This window comes from Allobosea sp. 2RAB26 (assembly GCF_052115465.1).
In the GTDB taxonomy this organism is placed as follows: domain Bacteria; phylum Pseudomonadota; class Alphaproteobacteria; order Rhizobiales; family Beijerinckiaceae; genus Allobosea.
Map to the genome: position 1 here is coordinate 92,398 of NZ_JBFRGS010000008.1, position 16,649 is coordinate 109,046.

At 64.1% G+C, this 16,649-nt stretch carries 14 protein-coding genes; 8 read left to right on the forward strand and 6 right to left on the reverse strand.

Annotation, left to right across the window (positions count from 1 at the left end; translation table 11 throughout):
- Positions 1-239 precede the first annotated feature (239 nt).
- The 4 genes from AB4118_RS17270 to AB4118_RS17285 are packed head-to-tail and all read right to left on the reverse strand — an operon-like array spanning position 240 to position 5,144.
- Complete coding sequence (locus AB4118_RS17270; protein ID WP_441490888.1) at positions 240-1,484, reverse strand: glycosyltransferase family 4 protein; 1,245 nt, start codon at positions 1,482-1,484, stop codon at positions 240-242.
- An 11-nt stretch (positions 1,485-1,495) separates the two neighbouring features.
- Complete coding sequence (locus AB4118_RS17275; protein WP_441490889.1) at positions 1,496-2,257, reverse strand: polysaccharide deacetylase family protein; 762 nt, start codon at positions 2,255-2,257, stop codon at positions 1,496-1,498.
- Complete coding sequence (locus tag AB4118_RS17280; RefSeq protein ID WP_441490890.1) at positions 2,250-3,581, reverse strand: O-antigen ligase family protein; 1,332 nt, start codon at positions 3,579-3,581, stop codon at positions 2,250-2,252. Before AB4118_RS17280 ends, AB4118_RS17275 begins: the two co-directional genes overlap by 8 nt.
- Positions 3,582-3,590: 9 nt before the next feature.
- Positions 3,591-5,144: a GumC family protein gene (locus AB4118_RS17285; RefSeq protein WP_441490891.1), complete on the reverse strand. Its 1,554-nt coding sequence runs from the start codon at positions 5,142-5,144 to the stop codon at positions 3,591-3,593.
- A gap of 345 nt (positions 5,145-5,489) precedes the next feature.
- On the opposite strand from AB4118_RS17285, the gene asnB reads away from it, so the two are divergent.
- From asnB to nadE, 4 genes are read left to right on the forward strand one after another with little or no spacing between them, the layout of a single operon-like run.
- A complete protein-coding gene (asnB, locus tag AB4118_RS17290; protein ID WP_441490892.1) occupies positions 5,490-7,427 on the forward strand; it encodes an asparagine synthase (glutamine-hydrolyzing) in 1,938 nt (645 codons plus the stop codon).
- A gap of 23 nt (positions 7,428-7,450) precedes the next feature.
- Positions 7,451-7,717, forward strand: a complete 267-nt coding sequence (locus AB4118_RS17295; protein ID WP_441490893.1) for an acyl carrier protein — start codon at positions 7,451-7,453, stop codon at positions 7,715-7,717.
- Between the two features lie 26 nt (positions 7,718-7,743).
- Entirely contained in the window at positions 7,744-9,291 is a 1,548-nt protein-coding gene (locus AB4118_RS17300; RefSeq protein WP_441490894.1) for a class I adenylate-forming enzyme family protein, read from the forward strand.
- Positions 9,288-10,295, forward strand: coding sequence for an NAD(+) synthase (nadE, locus tag AB4118_RS17305; RefSeq protein WP_441490895.1), 1,008 nt, complete (start codon positions 9,288-9,290; stop codon positions 10,293-10,295). Before AB4118_RS17300 ends, nadE begins: the two co-directional genes overlap by 4 nt.
- Before the next feature lie 45 nt (positions 10,296-10,340).
- Here the strand turns inward: nadE and AB4118_RS17310 are convergent, their stop codons facing one another.
- Together AB4118_RS17310 and AB4118_RS17315 are read right to left on the reverse strand one after the other, a co-directional pair.
- On the reverse strand, positions 10,341-11,456 hold the full coding sequence (locus AB4118_RS17310) for a hypothetical protein (protein WP_441490896.1): 1,116 nt from the start codon (positions 11,454-11,456) through the stop codon (positions 10,341-10,343).
- Positions 11,453-12,184 (reverse strand): N5-glutamine methyltransferase family protein, encoded by a 732-nt coding sequence (locus AB4118_RS17315; protein ID WP_441490897.1) that lies wholly within the window; start codon positions 12,182-12,184, stop codon positions 11,453-11,455. The genes AB4118_RS17310 and AB4118_RS17315 overlap by 4 nt, the downstream gene beginning before the upstream one ends.
- A 189-nt stretch (positions 12,185-12,373) precedes the next feature.
- Here AB4118_RS17315 and AB4118_RS17320 point away from each other — a divergent pair, with 189 nt between their 5' ends.
- The 4 genes from AB4118_RS17320 to AB4118_RS17335 all read left to right on the forward strand — a co-directional run bounded on the left by AB4118_RS17320 (position 12,374) and on the right by AB4118_RS17335 (position 16,614).
- Positions 12,374-13,696, forward strand: a complete 1,323-nt coding sequence (locus tag AB4118_RS17320; RefSeq protein WP_441490898.1) for a lipopolysaccharide biosynthesis protein — start codon at positions 12,374-12,376, stop codon at positions 13,694-13,696.
- Positions 13,697-13,772: 76 nt separating this feature from the next.
- Positions 13,773-14,843, forward strand: a complete 1,071-nt coding sequence (locus AB4118_RS17325) for a GNAT family N-acetyltransferase (protein ID WP_441490899.1) — start codon at positions 13,773-13,775, stop codon at positions 14,841-14,843.
- Positions 14,844-14,877: 34 nt separating this feature from the next.
- Entirely contained in the window at positions 14,878-15,888 is a 1,011-nt protein-coding gene (locus tag AB4118_RS17330) for a glycosyltransferase family 2 protein (protein WP_441490900.1), read from the forward strand.
- A gap of 42 nt (positions 15,889-15,930) precedes the next feature.
- Entirely contained in the window at positions 15,931-16,614 is a 684-nt protein-coding gene (locus tag AB4118_RS17335; RefSeq protein WP_441490901.1) for a class I SAM-dependent methyltransferase, read from the forward strand.
- Positions 16,615-16,649 lie beyond the last annotated feature (35 nt).

The window sequence follows — 16,649 nt, forward strand, 5'->3', positions numbered from 1 at the left end:
TTGCTGCCCGGCCGGTCTTGAACGACAATGCCGAAGACCGTTGCGCTTTCAGCTCGGCGCCGGACCTCGGAGAGATTCCTCTTGGGAAGGTAGAGAGTGGAATCCGGTGTTCTGGAAAATCCCTCTACCTGATTTCGATGAATTTTATAGAATGCGGGCTGCCATCCGCAATAGACAGCCCGGCGCGCGGCGTGTTTTCCAATTATTAACCTTTACATCGCTTTTTGCCTCGTCGCCTTTCAGGCGGCCCCGAGCGCGGCATAGAGGTTCAGCGTCCGGTCGCGAAAGGCGGCGGCGGAGAAGTCGGCTGCGATCCATTTGCGCCCCGCCGCTCCCATCCTCGCGCGCTCGGCCGCCGGGAGCGCGGCCAGATCTCCCAGTTTCTGCGCGAGATCCTGCGCGTCTCCCGAGGTCACCAGCATTCCGGTTTCTTTCTCCCGGATCATCTCCGGGATGCCGCCGATGGCGGCACCCAGCACGGGACGTCCCAGCGCATAGGCTTCCAGGATGCTGATCGGGGCGTTCTCATACCATTCGGAGGGCAGCACCAGCGCTCGGGATTGTCCGATCAGGCGGTGCAGGTCCTGCCCTGACAAGTGCCCCACGAAGCTCACGTCCGCGCCGGTTTCATCGGCGAACTGGCGAAGGGCCGCTTCATCGGGCCCAGTGCCGGCCACGATGAGCCGCTGCTTCGAGAGAGCGACGGCCTTGATCAAGGTCGCCAGCCCTTTCTCGGGCGCGAGGCGGCCGGCGAAGACGAAATAATCGCCCTCCTCCCAGTCGCTGCTGTAACGCTCGACATCGACGAAATTCGGTATGTATTCCAGCTGCTCGCGGGGCCAGCCCCATTCGACCAGCTTCTCCAGATAGAAGCGGCTGGGAACGACGATGCGGTCGAGATTGTCCCGGTAAAGGCCGAGCGAGCGATGCACCAGAGTTTCCGCCAGGACCAGGGTGCTGTACGGCACGGATCCCTTGATGCAGCGATGGCGCAGGACATTGTAGATGTGGCCGCCGCGGCAATCCTCGCAGATTTTTCCATCGCGCAGCATCTTGTAGGACGGACAGGCGAGCTTCAGGTCATGCGCCGTCATCACCACCGGAATGCCAGCTGACTTCAAGGTGGAGAAGATCGCCGGGGAGAGGTGGTGGTAGACGTTATGGGCGTGGGCGACCGAGGGGCGCGCCTGCTCGATCAGTCGCGCGATATTCCGTTGTGCCTCGACGGAGTAGATGATGCTGGCCGCCTGGACGACCTTTCGCAACGGGCTCGTCTGGCGACCATATTCGATCTCCGACACGAAATAGTCTGACCATGGCGAGGGTTCATTGTCCTCATGCTGCATGGCAAAGGGGACGACATCCCAACCGATCCTTTCGAACATGGTCATGTGGTCGAAGAAGACCGCCTCGGCCCCGCCGCGGCGGTAGAAATAGTTATTGATCGCCAGCAGGCGCTTCCCGGCAGGTTGGGGTTTTGCCACGTCCCGGCTCCTCACCAGCCGATCCGATCCAGCATGCGATCGACAGACTGGACCGCGCATCCGCGCTCGACCGCGTGACGCACCAGATGCTCGAATGTGCCCGGCGTACAGCCATAGGGTGTCGGGTTGGGTGCGATGTCGTGCGTGAAGAAGACGAGCCAGCCGGGCATGGCGACCACCTCGTCGATCCAGCGTGTCAGGGCGCGCGCCTCCGGATCGGGCTGGCGAATCTCGACGGCCTTGAGCATCAGGGGATCGACCGCACCGCGATTGATGGCTTCGCCGGCCCCGCGGCATGTGCGGAAGCGCCGGCGGAATTCTGGTCGCGCCAGAGGCCATGCCGCATTGTAGGGAAAGGCGAAATTGGCCGGCTCCGCGGAAATGCCGGCTTGCGCGAGATAGTCGGCATTGCGGTCCAGATCGCGCGACAGATCGGCGCCGGGAATGTCGCGGATCCTGCGATGCGAGAAGGTGTGGCAGCCGATTTCGTGACCGCGTTCGGCGAGATCCCGGCACCCGTCCGGTGTTATCAGCACCCGGTCCGGCTCGACCTGCCCCGCAAGCCCTCCGGCGATATAGAACGTGCCACGCACGCCATATTTCTCGAGGATCGATGCTCCCTCGCTGCGGGCAGAATCTGGAACATCGTCGAAGGTGAAGGAGACCAGCGGGGTGTCCGTCTCCAGGCGGCGCCTGGAGCCCGCAAGCCCCCAGATCAGCCGGTTGCTCAGGCTGTCGACCTTCGCTCCAAGGCGTTCGGATACGCTAGGCATGCGCGACGGCCCCTTCCGGCTGGGTCCGGCGCTCCGGCGCCAGCGCGGCCGAGGCCTGCAGGGACAGGCCGTAAAGCGCGAACAGCAAGGTGAACCAAAGTGAGTTGCCACCTTCGAAGAACAGGCTCTCGAGGCCGGCATTGAAGATGGCGTAGAGCCAGATGCGGGTGAAGAGCCGAGTCAGATGCGAGTGCTCGGCGTCGGGTTCCAGCCGCGAAATGTTGCGGAGCGGCAGGACGACGAGCCAGACCAGCGTCAGCAAAAGCCCGGGGATTCCCGTCATCAATGCGACGTCGAGATAGGAATTGTGCCCGTTTGCCGCGGCAACCGCCCAGGTTTCGATCGAGCCGCCGCTGTGGACGAGCTCCGATGTCTGCCAGAAACCCTTGAAGCCGTATCCTGTCAGTGGCCGGTCCGCGAGTTCGGAGACGGCAAACCGCCAGATATCCGCGCGGTTGGTAAAAGTCGCATCGATCCCGAGCTCATTGATGAAATCGCCCAGCGGCCTGAAGACCGCAGCCCCGATCGCGAAGATGTTGAACGCCCCGACACCGCCGATGACGATCGGAATGCGCAGGAAGCGAACCTTCTCGAAGACCCATGCGAGCAGAAGGATAGCCGGCAGCATGGCCGTCGAGGTCTTGCCGCCGGTATTGATCAGGAAGAGGAACGACAGGCACAGGATCGTCATGCCCGCGATGCGCGACCAGGCATTCATGACGAAGAGGCCGAAGAACGAAGCGACCACCATTGCCGCTGCAGCGCTGTTCTTGTGCGGGAAATGCCCGCGCCACAAACCGGCATTCATCGGCTCGCGCAGCTCGGAAGCCTGATGAATCGCCAGCAACGGCTTGAACAGGATGCCGTAATAGCTGACCCCCAGCATGATGAGCGTACCGATGCCCAGCATCTTGGCGAAATGCCTCTCGGAAGCCGGCAGCAGCAGATAGATGCTGGCATTGACCGTCACCATGACGGCGAGAACAGTCCCCTTGATCCCGAGCATGGGGTAGGACGAGATCAGCGAAACCAGGAAGAACCAGGCAAACAGCAGGCCCAACAGCACGCGCGGCTGCAGGATGATGCTGCGCATCGGGTGAAGTAAACCGTAGGCGAGCGTGCCCGCGAACAGCAGCAGCGACACGATCTGGTTCATCAGGTTGGAGTTGCCGGCGCTGGGGTCCAGCACGGCCTCGCCGGTCAGGTCGACGAAGGGATTGAGGGAAATCCAGAAGAACAGGAAGATCGCCATGAACAGGGCGGTGCCGACAGTCTCCCTCAGCTTCTCTCCTCGATCGGCCTCCCCCTTGGCGGCGATTCCCATGGCCGCCTCTCAAGCAGCCGCGGGCTGCGGGTCACGGATATAGGTCCAGGCCCCACGCGCCAGGGCCGCTGCAATCCCGAGCATAAGGCCCAGCATCACCGCCGCCGCCAGCAGGATCAACGTACGCGGTGGCCAGCTACGCGCCTTGGGCGGCATCGGTGACGAGATCACACGCACATTGCTGGTGTCGATCTGCTGGCGCTCACCGATCTGCTGGGCACGCGCCAGGTGGGTTTCGTAGATCGCCGCCTTGGCGCGCGCGTCGCGCTGTAGATCGCGCAGTTGCACTTCGGCGTCGTTGTCGGTGAAGACGTTCGATTTCCCGTCGCCCGCCTTGTCCTGCAGTACTCTGAGCGTCGTCTGTTCCCTGTTGAAGTCGGCCTTCGCGCCTTCGAAGATGCGGCGGGCTTCGCGGGACAGTGCTCCTTCGAGCACCTGCTGTTCGGATAATGCTGTGATCAGCTGCGGATGGCGCGCGCCAAAGGTCGCCCTGATCGACCCGATCTGCTGCTGCAGCGTATTATACTGCGCTCGCAGACTCGTCATGGTCGCGGAATCGAAGATCGACGCGCTGGCTGCCCGCCGCTCTGCGATCGCTGCACTCATCTGCCTGTAGCGCGATTCCGCCTGAATGAAGCGCTGCTGTGCATCCAGAACCTGCGTATTGAGCTCGCCCGAGAGCCGCGTGCTGACGAGCTCGCCATTATTGGACTGCAGCCCTTTCGCACGCCGGAAATCCTCCACCCTCCGCTCCGCCTCGGTCACGTTGCGGCGCAGCTCATCCAGGCGGTTATTGAGGTTCTTCACCACCCGGCCGGCGCTTTCGGCCGCTGACTGGAAAAGCTCGGCCTCGAAGGCTTCGACAATCGCGTTGGATATCGCGACAGCCTTCTCGGGGTCTTCCGCCCAGAGCTTCATGACCACGACGAAGGAGCGCTCCTCGCGCCGCGCCTCGACCCGTTCGGCCAACGCACGCATCACGGCAAGGCGATTGTCCTGACTGGCATCCCTGGACGAGATCAGGCTCCTGAGCGCCGACAGATAGCCAGGCTGCACGAACTCCGGATCATTGGTCAGGTCGAGCCGGTCTATGACCCGTGCCAGGACGTTGCGCGAGGTCAGGACCCTGAGCTTGCTCTCGACCTCGAGCAGTTGTGCATCACGCTGCGGATTGGTCGTGAAGACGTCGTCCCGGACGACGTTCAGGTTCGAGGGATCAATGAGGATATCGGTGTAGACGGTATAACGAGGCGGCGTCGTCACCGCATAGACCAGCGCCGTGGCGACGCAGATGACGATGGCGGCAACGATCATGCCTATTCCCCGCCGCAGCCAGACGAGGATGTCGTCGGCCCCGACATCGGCGAGCAAGCGGAGACGGGCAATCGGGCTTCCACTCCCGAATGAACCTTGCGCCCGGCTCGACTGCGGGGAGTGAGACGACGGATCGGAGCGTGCGCCAGAAGACGAGGCTGCATCATCGCGCAGCGATTCCGAGCGAATCCGGGAATGGCCTGTCGGCAGAGGCGCTTGTCGCTGCTCCGACTCCTTCGGCCCGTACATCCGCTTCGCCCTCAGCACGCAACTCTAGACGGAAGAGACGCGCCTATCCCCCGTAAACATGCCCTAGGGGTATGCTCCGGCCCTGAATTTTACGTTAATCGCAACGAGAACACCGCATCCGGGAACGACAATCCGGCCCTCGATCTTGCGGCAAAGTCCAGCTGCGTCATCAGATCCCTTGGGACGTCGATCTTCGGCCTTGATCCGAAGTCTAATCAAGAACTTGGGGCTTTGCCGGGTGCTTCGAAATTTACCATTCGCATGGATATCCCCAAGCGTTAACGCTTGCTCGCCCAGGATTGGCTATAGTTCAACCGGACACGAAGGACTTGGAAGCATCTCGGCATGTGCGGATTTGGGGGCTATTTCGGCGCGGTCCGGGATGGGAGGGAACTCCTTGAACGGATGACGGCCGCGATTGCGCATCGCGGTCCCGACGAGCAAGGGCTCTTCACCGCGAAGGACGCAGGTCTCGGACATGCGCGACTGTCGATCGTCGGCCTGGGGGATGGCCAGCAACCGATGTCCGATGCGACGGGTGAACTGACGATCGCCTTCAACGGCGAGATCTTCAACTATGTCGAATTGCGCGAGCAGCTGCGCGCAAAGGGGCGCCGCTTCCGGACGTCGAGCGACACCGAGGTGATCCTGCATCTCTATGAGGAGATGGGCGAGGATTGCCTGTCCGTCCTCAATGGCGATTTCGCCTTCGCGCTCTGGGATGGCCGGCGCCGCCGCATGGTTCTGGCCCGGGACCGCATGGGCGTCCGGCCGCTGTTCTATACAAGGCAGGGCGATCGGTTCTATTTCGGCTCAGAGGTCAAGGCGCTTCTTCAGGTCCCGGGCGTGAGTGCAGAGATCGATCCCGTCGCCCTCGACCAGATTTTCACATTATGGGCGCCGATCGCGCCGCGCACGGCCTTCCGCGACATCTTCGAGCTGGAACCGGCGCATCTCATGATCGTCCAGGAGGGCAGCGTCTCGACGCGGCCTTATTGGAGCCTGGATTATCCCGACCGGGATGCGCCATCCCGGCACACCGATGAACGCGCTGCGGCAGAGGAACTGCGCGCCCTGCTGACCGAGGCGACCCGGATTCGCATGCGGGCCGATGTCCCGGTCGGCTCCTATCTCTCAGGCGGGCTCGATTCCTCGATCACCTCTGCGCTTGCTGCGGGCATGGCGCCTGGCGGCCTCAGGACTTTCTCCGTCACCTTCGACAGCGCCGAGCATGACGAAAGCGCCTTCCAGATGGAAATGGCCCGGGCACTCGGGACGCAGCACAGTTCCGTCGCCTGCGGCGAGGGCGACATCGCCGCGGTCTTTCCCGACGTGATCCGCTTCACCGAGCGGCCGATCCTCAGAACCGCACCTGCCCCGCTTTTCAAACTCTCCGGCCTGGTGCGCGAGGCCGGGCTGAAAGTGGTGCTGACGGGTGAAGGCGCGGACGAGGTCTTTGCCGGCTATGACATCTTCAAGGAGGCCCGGGTTCGGCGCTTCTGCGGCAGGCAGCCCGGCTCCCGGATCAGGCCGCACCTGTTTCGCAAGCTCTATCCCTATCTGCCTGGCCTCAGGCAACAATCCGCAGAATATCTCGCATCGTTCTTCGGGGCGAACGGTGCGGCACTCGACGATCCGCTGTTCTCGCATCGGCCGCGGCTCGACGGCACGGCGGCAACGAAGCTGTTCTTCTCGGGCGACCTGCGTGCCACGCTATCGGGCTATGACGCGGCCGAGGAACTCGCTTCGCGTCTGCCGGAGGCCTTCAGCCGCTGGCACCCCTTGCATCAGGCGCAGTATCTGGAGGCCCGCTTCCTTCTGCCGGGCTATATCCTGTCCAGCCAGGGCGACCGCATGGCGATGGCCCATGGCATCGAGGGGCGTTTCCCCTTCCTCGATCATCAGCTGGTCGAGTTCGCCGCCGGGCTTCCCCCCGAGATGAAGCTGAAGGGGCTTGTCGAGAAGCACATCCTGCGCGAGGCGACCAAGGACCTGCTGCCGCCCTCGATCAGCCGACGGGCAAAGCAGCCCTATCGCGCGCCGGACAGTCACTCCTTCGTCGGAGCGGGTGCTGCCGATTATGTCCGGGCAGCCATGGGCGAGGCGCAGGTCGCGGCCGGCGGCCTGTTCAATCCCAAGGCCGTGGCAAAGCTGCACGAGAAATGCAGCGCGCGCCCAGCCTCCGGCTTTCGCGACAACGCGGCCTTTGTCGGCATCCTCTCGACGCAGCTCTGGCTGCAGACATTCACCGGCACGAGCGGCCGCAGATCAGAGGCCGCCTGAAACCGGCCGGGAAAGGAACAGACATGAGCGACACAATCAGGGACAGCGTGAAGGCCTTCGTCGTCGAGAACTTCCTGTTCGGCGATACCAGCCATGAGCTCGCCGGTACGGCGTCGCTGATCGAGAACGGCGTCATCGATTCCACCGGGGTGCTCGAGCTCGTGGCCTTCATCGAGGATCGCTACGGGATCACCGTGGCCGATGCCGATATCGTGCCCGCAAACCTGGATTCGCTTGATCGCATCTCGGCTTTCATCGCGTCGAAAGTAGCCGCGCCGGTCACGGCGTAACGATTAGGGGGCGGAGCAACAAGCTCATGCGGATCGAGCAATTCCTCGTCACGAACGCCGCCGCACAGGCTGCGAAAACGGCGCTGGTCACCGACCAGAGGCGGCTGCGCTATGACGAGCTGGATGATCTTTCCAGCCGGCTGGCCACCACGCTCGCCGCAAGCGGCGTGAAGCGGGGCGACCGCGTCCTCGTCTTCATGGACAATTGCTGGGAAGCCGCCGTCTCGATCTTCGCGGTTCTCAAGGCCGGCGCGACCTTCAGCCCGATCAACGCCTCGACCAAGGCCGACAAGCTGGCCTATGTCATCGGGGATTGCGAGGCCGCCGCGATCCTGACGCAGGCGAAACTGTTGCCGGTCGTAACGCAGGCGCGCGCGTTGGTCCCAGGGCAGGCGCTCTTTGTCGCTTCGACGCAGTCGCCGGCCGGCCGGCCGCTCGAAGGCGCGGTGTCCTTCGAGGATTGCCTGAAGGGCTCGCCCGCTCCAGTCGATCATGGCGGCATCGATATCGACCTTGCCATGCTGATCTACACCTCGGGCTCCACGGGCCGGCCCAAGGGCGTGATGATGACGCATCGCAATATCGACGCGGCGGCCGACTCGATCACGACCTATCTGCGCAATACGCCCGACGACATCATCCTCAACGTCTTGCCTCTGGCATTCGACTACGGCCTCTACCAGTTCCTGATGGCGATGAAGCTTGGGGCGACCCTCGTCCTGGAAAAGTCCTTCGCCTTCCCGCAGGCGATCTTCGAGCGCATTCGCACTGAGAATGTCACTGGTTTTCCGCTCGTGCCGACGATGGCCGCGATGATCCTGCAGATGCGCGATCTCGAGCCGGGGTTCCTGCCGAGCCTGCGTTATCTCTCGAACACGGCCGCAGCCCTGCCGCCCGCCCACATCGCTCGACTGCGTGAACTGTTCCCCGGCGTACGGATCTATTCGATGTACGGCCTGACGGAATGCAAGCGCTGCACCTATCTGCCGCCGGAAGAACTCGACCGCCGGCCGGGCTCGGTCGGGATCGCCATTCCCAACACCGAGGCGCTGGTCGTCGACGATGAGGGCAACCGCGTGGCTCCGGGCGTGCCGGGCGAGCTGGTGATCCGCGGCCCGCATGTCATGCAAGGGTATTGGCGCAACGAGGCGGCAACGGCGCAGATGCTGCGCCCAGGGCCGAACCCCTGGGAGAAGCGCCTCCATACCGGCGATCTCTTCCGGACGGACGAGGAGGGCTTCCTCTATTTCGTCGGCCGCAAGGACGACATCATCAAGACGCGCGGCGAGAAGGTCGCTCCGAAGGAAGTGGAAGCGGTGCTGCACGGCCATCCCGGCATCGCCGAAGCGGTCGTGATGGGCGTGCCCGACCCGGTGCTCGGCCAGGCCATTGCCGCCCTCGTCGTCCTGTCGGATGCGAGCCTGAGCGAGCGGGACATCATTCGCCACTGCGCTGTCCATCTCGAGGATTTCATGGTGCCGCGGATCATCGCTTTCCGGACCGAACTGCCGAAGACGGATACCGGAAAGGTCAGCCGCAGGCTGGCCGCCGAAACGCTGGGAGCAGCGGAATGAACCTCCCCCCTGCCCCGAGCTTGCTCGCCTTCTCGGCAGCCACGCTGACGATCGACAACGCCGCGGAGACGGAGCGGATCGTCGTCGAACTGCGTGGGCAGTTGCGCGGCATGCGCAAGCGCGGGCTCGTGCTCGGCCTGTCCGGCGGCATCGATTCCAGCGTGTCCGTCGCGCTGGCGGTCCGCGCCGTCGGCTCCAAGAACGTCTTCTGCCTGTTCATGCCGGAAAACGATTCCGATCCTGAAAGCCTCCGGCTCGGCCGGCTGGTCGCCGACACCTTCGGGATCGAGGCTGCGGTCGAGGATATCGGCCCGACGCTGCAGGCCATGGGGTGTTATGAACGACGCGACGGCTTCATCCGCGAGCTCGTACCCGCGTATGGGCCAGGTTGGGCGTCCAAGATCGTCATCGCCAACTCGCTCTCGGGCGACGGCTACAACATCTCGTATCTGGTCGTTCAGGACCCTGAAGGCCGGCAGACGAAGCTACGCATGCCGCCTGCCGTCTATCTCGGCATCGTCGCCGCCACCAACATGAAGCAGCGCACGCGCAAGCAGATCGAATATTATCACGCCGACCGGCTGAATTTTGCCGTGCTCGGCACGCCGAACCGGCTCGAATATGATCAGGGCTTCTTCGTGAAGAACGGCGACGGTGCCGCCGACGTGAAGCCGATCGCCCATCTTTACAAGAGCCAGGTCTATGCATTGGCGGCTCATCTCGGCATCCCCGAAGAGATCCGCAGACGGCCGCCGACGACCGACACCTACACCCTCGAGCAGACGCAGGAGGAGTTCTACTTCTCGCTGCCCTATGACCGCATGGATCTGTGCCTCTACGGGCTCAATCACGGCCTCACCGCCGAAGAGGTCGGCACTGCCACCCAGTTGACGGCCGTCGAGGTCGAACGGGTCTGGGCCGATATTGCAGCCAAGCGCAAGGCGACCCGCTACCTGCACCTGGGGCCGCAGCTCGTGCGCCCGGTGGACGAAATCGCACATTGAGGCCAGCGCACCGGCGGCGGCCTGTCCGCCTTCGGTGCGGGAAAACTAGTCGAAGCTGCCGCCGTTCAGGCGGTTCCAATGCTCGCCCGCCAGGCCGTTCAGGAAGCCCTGCCCGTTGCGGAAGGCCTGAACGAGCTCCTCATCGGGCGAATGCACGACTGTCGATGCGATGTGGGTGAAGGCAATGCGCCGGCCCAGCATGGCTTCCAGCAGCGCGGGCTGCGTGCGGCCGCGCAAGCCGGCAACGCCGCGTGTCGCCGCGTGACCGATCAGGCAATCGATGACCGGGCCTGCCTGCCCTGGCCTGGCAAGAACCTGAAGGACGCGCGCGATCCGCCCCGGGCGGGCGTGATAGAGAAAGGCACCGATCGGCGCCCCGCTGGCCGAGGTGACCGACGCATACACCGCCTCGCCATAATCGGGCTTCTCGGACGCCTCGGCGACGATATGGGCGAGTTGTTCGCCTGACCAATCCGGACGCAGCGCGAACTGCTCCGTCAGCGGAGCGACAAGCGCGGCAAAGCCGGGCTGATCGATTTCGGCGACCTTGAGACCACCTTTGACATACCAGTTTTCCGGCACGCCCGACCAGCGCAGATCATTGTCCTGCATCCTGCCGCGCAGATAGCGATCGAGCCCCCGGGAGACCGGGTTCAGCAGCCGCACCGCACCCATCCGGCTCGCTGCCAGATCCAGCATGAAGGCCGATGGCCGGATGATGCGGACCCAGTCCAGGCTGTACTGCGGCAGGGTGATCCCGCGCAGCCTCGTCCACATCTGCGCAGAGATCTCGCTGGCGGTTTCACTGAACGAGAGATCCTGCGGCCCGGCGAGAAAGGTCTTGAGCAGCCGCGCCCCGGCCATCGGGTCGCTCACCCGCCGCTCGACCATCAGGGAACCGCAGATCGCCGCGCGCAGCTTGCGGCGGCCGTGAATCATCGGCAGCACATTGACGCCGACGAAACCCGAAATGTCGCCCTCACCAGACACATGGACGAGGGGGGCGATCTCGGGATCGCAACCCGGCGCTTCGAGATAGTGTCGACGCAGATAGGTCGCGAGCGTGGGAGGCGGAGGCACGCCGCGATCCCGGAATATCCTTTGAAAGAGCCCCGTAACCGCCGGGATATCGGCGGCGCCCAGCGGGCGGATCTCGCTCATGCCGGTCGGCCTGTCGCTTCGGACGTTGCCTGCCCGAACTCCGGGAGCTTGCGGACAAGGGCAACCCGCGGCGTTCCCGCCTCATTCGCGGCGAAGGTCATGGATTCGTAGGCCTTGGTCCTGGCAATGAGCGCCGCCGCTTGCCTATCCTGGCCCTCGCCGAATTCGAACAGCAGCCAGCCGCCCGGCTTGAGGAAGGCTACGGCATCCCGGATCACGCGCTGGTGGATCGATATGCCATAAGGGCCGCCGTCAAAGGCTTCGCGCGGCTCGGCCTCGAGCAAATGGGCGCTCTCCCCCTCAAGGCGCGACGTGGAGATATAGGGCGGGTTGCAGACGATCAGGTCGACGGCCCCCTCCAGGCCATCGCCTGCGAGAGCGGAGAACAGATCTCCCTGCCTGATGGTGACACGGTGCTGAAATGTCAGGCGCTCCGCGTTTCGGCGGGCGAGCTCGACGGTGCTGTCGGTCAGATCAGCGGCCCAGACGCGCGCCGACTGAATCTCGGCTGCGATCGCCAGAGCGAGATTGCCCGAGCCACAGCACATGTCGACCACGATCGGCTCGGCAGCGGCCCGTTCGCGAAGGATCGCGACTGCTCTCTGGCCGAGGAGTTCGGTTTCCTGGCGCGGCACGAGAACGTCAGGCGCCAGCTCCAGGCTCACCCCCATGAAGCGATGCAGGCCGGGCCGGGGCTTGCCGTCGAAATCCAACACTGTGCGCGGCATGAACGCCCCTTCCCTTGCTGAGCGCCTTATTCATCCGCGAGAAACTATGGCGGTCAGGTAAACGGAGGCTGAAATGAAGTGAACGGAGGGTGTTAACCGCACAATCATTTCTGCGTGTTACTGGCCGTATTGTCGATGGTGGACACCACCGAGTGCCGCTATCTCGGTTGTTGTCAAAGGCAGGACCGGATGGCTTCGGATAACGCGAAAGGATCGAGTCATCGCAGAGCGTTTCTGCCTATGCTCGTGTCCTATGCCGCGTCAGGCGGCAGCCTCGTCATCAGTTCCGCCGCACAGCTTCTGACCTTCGCCATCCTGGCCCGTTGGCTCGGCGTCCACGAGTTCAGCCTCTTCGTCGCCATCACCGCGATTTCGAACATCGCGGTCCATATGTGCGGGCTCGGCGCCATGGAGTGCCTGGTTCGCCGCGTGGCGCGCGACCGGGCGATCTATCCAGACATGCTCGGCCACAACATCATCCTGACGGCCGCCAGCGGTGTGTTCCTGGTCCTGCTCGGGGCGGTGGCTCTGCCCTTCTTCTTCACGCTCTCCAGCGATCCGGCGACGAATGTCGCAGTGATCACCCTGATGCTCGTCACGAATATCATGCTGGTCCGCATCATCGTGCTGGCCGAGCAGATCTTCATCGCCCATTCCGATTTCGGCTCGGCCAACACGGTGGTGGTCAGCTTCGCCATCGCGCGGACGATCGCCGCCTGCCTTGCCTGCATCGTCTTCGGTGTTTCGACGCTCGCGACCTGGGTGCTGTGGCAGTTTGCCTGCCATGTACTGGTTGCGCTGGCATGCTGGCGCGCCCTTCGCGGGCTGGGCCAGCCGAAATACCGGATCGTGCGCGAAGAGCTGCCGCTCGGGCTCTATTTCAGCATTCCCTTCATCTTGCGGGCGATCCGGCAGAACGCCGACCTGCTCGTGCTCAGCCTCGTCGCGACAGCCGAAATCGTGGCGAGCTACAGCGTGGCGCGACGGATGCTGGAAAGCAGCTATCTCTCGGTCGAGGCGCTCAATCGCCTGGTCTACCCGGGTTCGGCCAAGGCGACGGCGGCTGGCCTGCAGCACGCCCTGCCCCGCGTCAGGAAGGTTCTCATTGCAGCCACCGCGATCGGCATCGCGGCGGCGATCGCCGTCTTCGTGCTGGCGCCGGTCCTGCCCTATCTGTTCGGCAAGGACTATGTCTCGCTCGTCTCCTTCGTCAGGGCTCTCTGCTGGGTGGTGATACCGCTGGCGATGTGGTCCGTGGCGGTTGAGGCGCTCGGAGCGTCGGGCCACCAGCCGACCCGCGCCGCGGTCATGGGGCTTGGCAGCGTCATCGGCGCTGCAGTTGCCGCCTGCGCGACCTGGTATGCCCCGCCCACCGGGACTTTCGTTTCATTCTACGTGATCGAGATCGCCATGGTGGCTGCGGCCTGGGGGGCCCTCCTGCATGTCGTGAACAGGGACAGGGAGGAGGCGCGCAAGCAAGGTCTCTCTGCGGGGATCGCGCATGGACGCTGACCTGCAACAGAATCTGCAGTCATCCCTCCCGCCCCGTGGCGAGGAGAGCCCTCCGCGCGGCTGTGGCGTCCGCCCGATGACGAAGCGCGATATCCCAATCATCGCAAAACTGTTCAGCAAGACCTTCCGTCACCACAAGAGCGAGGTCGCGCCGGATCTGGAAGGATATCTCGAGACGGTCTTCTTCGGCAGCCCGCATTACCGGCCGGAGCATGGCAGCATCGTCTATGACAGTGCTGCCGGCAACGTTGCCAGCGCCATCCTTGCCCTCCCCATGGAATTCACCGTCCATGGTCGCCCGATCATCGCCAAGGTTCTCTGCGCCTTCATGGCGGATGGGAAGGAGGGCGCGGCAGGAGCGGCGCGCCTTGCCCGACAGATGCGCGCGGCCCGGCAGGATCTCTGCTTCTCCGACAATGCGTCGCCGGTCAGCGCCGATCACTGGGTTGCCGGAGGCGGTGTGGTTCTGCCGGTACAGAGCCTCGAATGGCAGCGCACGTTCCGGCCGCTTGCTGCCGGGGCGATCGCGTGGAGCCGCTACGTGCCGCTGTCGCGGTCCCCTGGCGTCCTGCGCCTTCTCGGCCTGTTCGATGGCCTGCTGCGCCGTCGAAGGCGCTCGCTGGTCCCGGCCGCGGCGGCGGGCTGCCGGACGATCAGTGCCAGTCCGGAGGAGTTCTTCCGCTGCGCCGGCCCGATGATGGAACGCTTTCCAATCCGGCCGGTCTGGTCAAAGCCCGAGTTCGACTGGCTCGTCGGCGTCGCCGCGCTGAATCAGGGCCTCGGCTCCCTGCAGTACAGGACCGTGATCGCCGAGGACGGCCGCGTGATCGGCGCCTTCCTCTTCTTCGGCAAAAAGGGTCGGGAAGCCAACGTCCTGAACCTCCTATGCGCGGCGGGCCACGAGTTCGACGTCACCGGCCAGATGTTCGCGCATCTGGACGCAGAGGGCTATGCCCAGGCGAACGGGATGGCGCAGCCATTCCTGATGAATGCAATATCGCGGCAGCGCTGGCTGTCCTTCAAGCACCGCGGCTATTTCTGCCTTGTCACGCGCCATGCCGAGATCAAGGACGCCACGCTTCGCAATGAGGTCTATTTCGGCGGCCTTGCATCGGAAAGCTGGAGCAGGCTGCTCACGGATTTCTGACGTCGTGGCGCTCATATCGACACTGGAGGCCCGATTGGCCGTTTCGATCATCATCAAGACCCTGAACGAAGAGAAGCGCATCGCCGCGACGATCGAGAGCGCGCTGGCGGCGCTTGGCGACCTGCAGGGCGAGGTGGTCATCGCGGATAGCGGCTCGTCCGACCGCACCGTCGAGATCGCGTCAGGCTACCCGGTCGTGATCGCCCAGATCGTCGCGCCGGCGCGCCCGAGTTGCGGGATCGGGCCGCAGCTCGGCTTCCAGCATTCCCGCCACGAGTACATCTGCCTGATCGACGGTGACATGCTGGTCGATGCCAGCTTCCTCGATGCTGCCATCCGTTTTCTCGTCGAGAACCCTGCCGTGGCCGGCGTGACCGGACATGTCGAGGAGATGCAGGTCTCCAATCTCGAATATGCGAGACGCGTGCAGCGCAATGGACCCGAGAACAGAACCGGCCCGATCGACCGGATGAATGGTGGCGGGCTCTACCGGCGCAGCGCGATCGAGCAGGCCGGCTATCTCTCGGACCGCAATCTGCATGGCCATGAGGAGATCGATCTCGGCATCCGCCTGCGGAGCCGCGGATGGAAACTGCATCGGCTCGACCGCCGCTTCGTCCAGCATTTCGGCCATACGCTCAATTCCTACAGGCTCCTGACGAGGCGCTGGAAGAACAAGTATCTGCATGGTGCCGGCGAATTGCTGCGCGCGTCGCTCGGCAAACCCTATTTCTTCCAGCTCCTGCGCGAACTCCCCGAGCTCAAGCTATGGAGCGGGGTCTATCTCTGGTGGGGGCTCTCCATCGCGATCCTGCTGTTCCTGCCCGACAAGGCGTTGGCTCTCGGGCTGGTCCTCGCGGTCTTTGCCGGCATCGTCGCGTTGATGAGCCTTCGCAAGGGTGGGCTCGGGATGGGGCTCTACACCGTTGTCGCCTGGTTCTTCCACGCCGCAGCGCTGCCTGTGGGCTTCCTGCGGCGGCGGCGGCCCCCTGCCGCGCCGATCGAGAGCCGCATCATCCATGAACCGGCGAGAACGGCCGCCTGACGGGCGCAGCCGAGCCACGAACACCTCAGGAAAGCTCCCTTCATGACCGACGACACTGTGGAGAAGAATGTTTCGCTCTGGGACCGGATCGTGCATTCCTCGTCGGAATATTTCCGGAGGAGGCGCGGCGGCTTGTTTCGGGAGACCATCCCCGAATTCACCTCGCTCAAGGTCTGCGACGTCGGCGGCTCCAGGCACTTCTGGGAAAAGCTCGACCCGGCCGACGTTCCCAAGGACCTGACGCTGGTCAACATCCGCGACGACGGCCAGGCGCGCTCGTTCACCGGCTCGTTCGGCGATGTGAAGGTCATCGTCTATGACGGAGACCGCCTTCCCTTCGAGGACAAGTCGTTCGACGTGGCGGTGTGCAACTCGGTGATCGAGCACGTGCCGCCGGCCAAACGAGCCAATCTCGTGCGCGAGATCAACCGCGTCTCGAACTACTACTTCATCCAGACGCCGGCCTTCGTCTTCCCAATCGAACCGCATTTCTTCTGCCCAGCCCTCCACTGGCTGCCGCGTCCGCTCGCCCGCCATGCCGTCAGGCTGTCGCCGTGGCGCTTCCTGTCCAAACCCTCCGAGGAGCACATCCGGGAGTATTTCGAGGAGATTCAGATCCTGACCTTGAAGGAGTTCCGCTCCTATGCGCCTGGGGCGAATCTGGTCCGGGAGAAGATCGCAGGCCTCACCAAATCCTACATCCTGCACGGCCCGTCGCGGCCCTGAAGGCGCAGCGGGATCGTCCAGGGTTCGCCGGATAG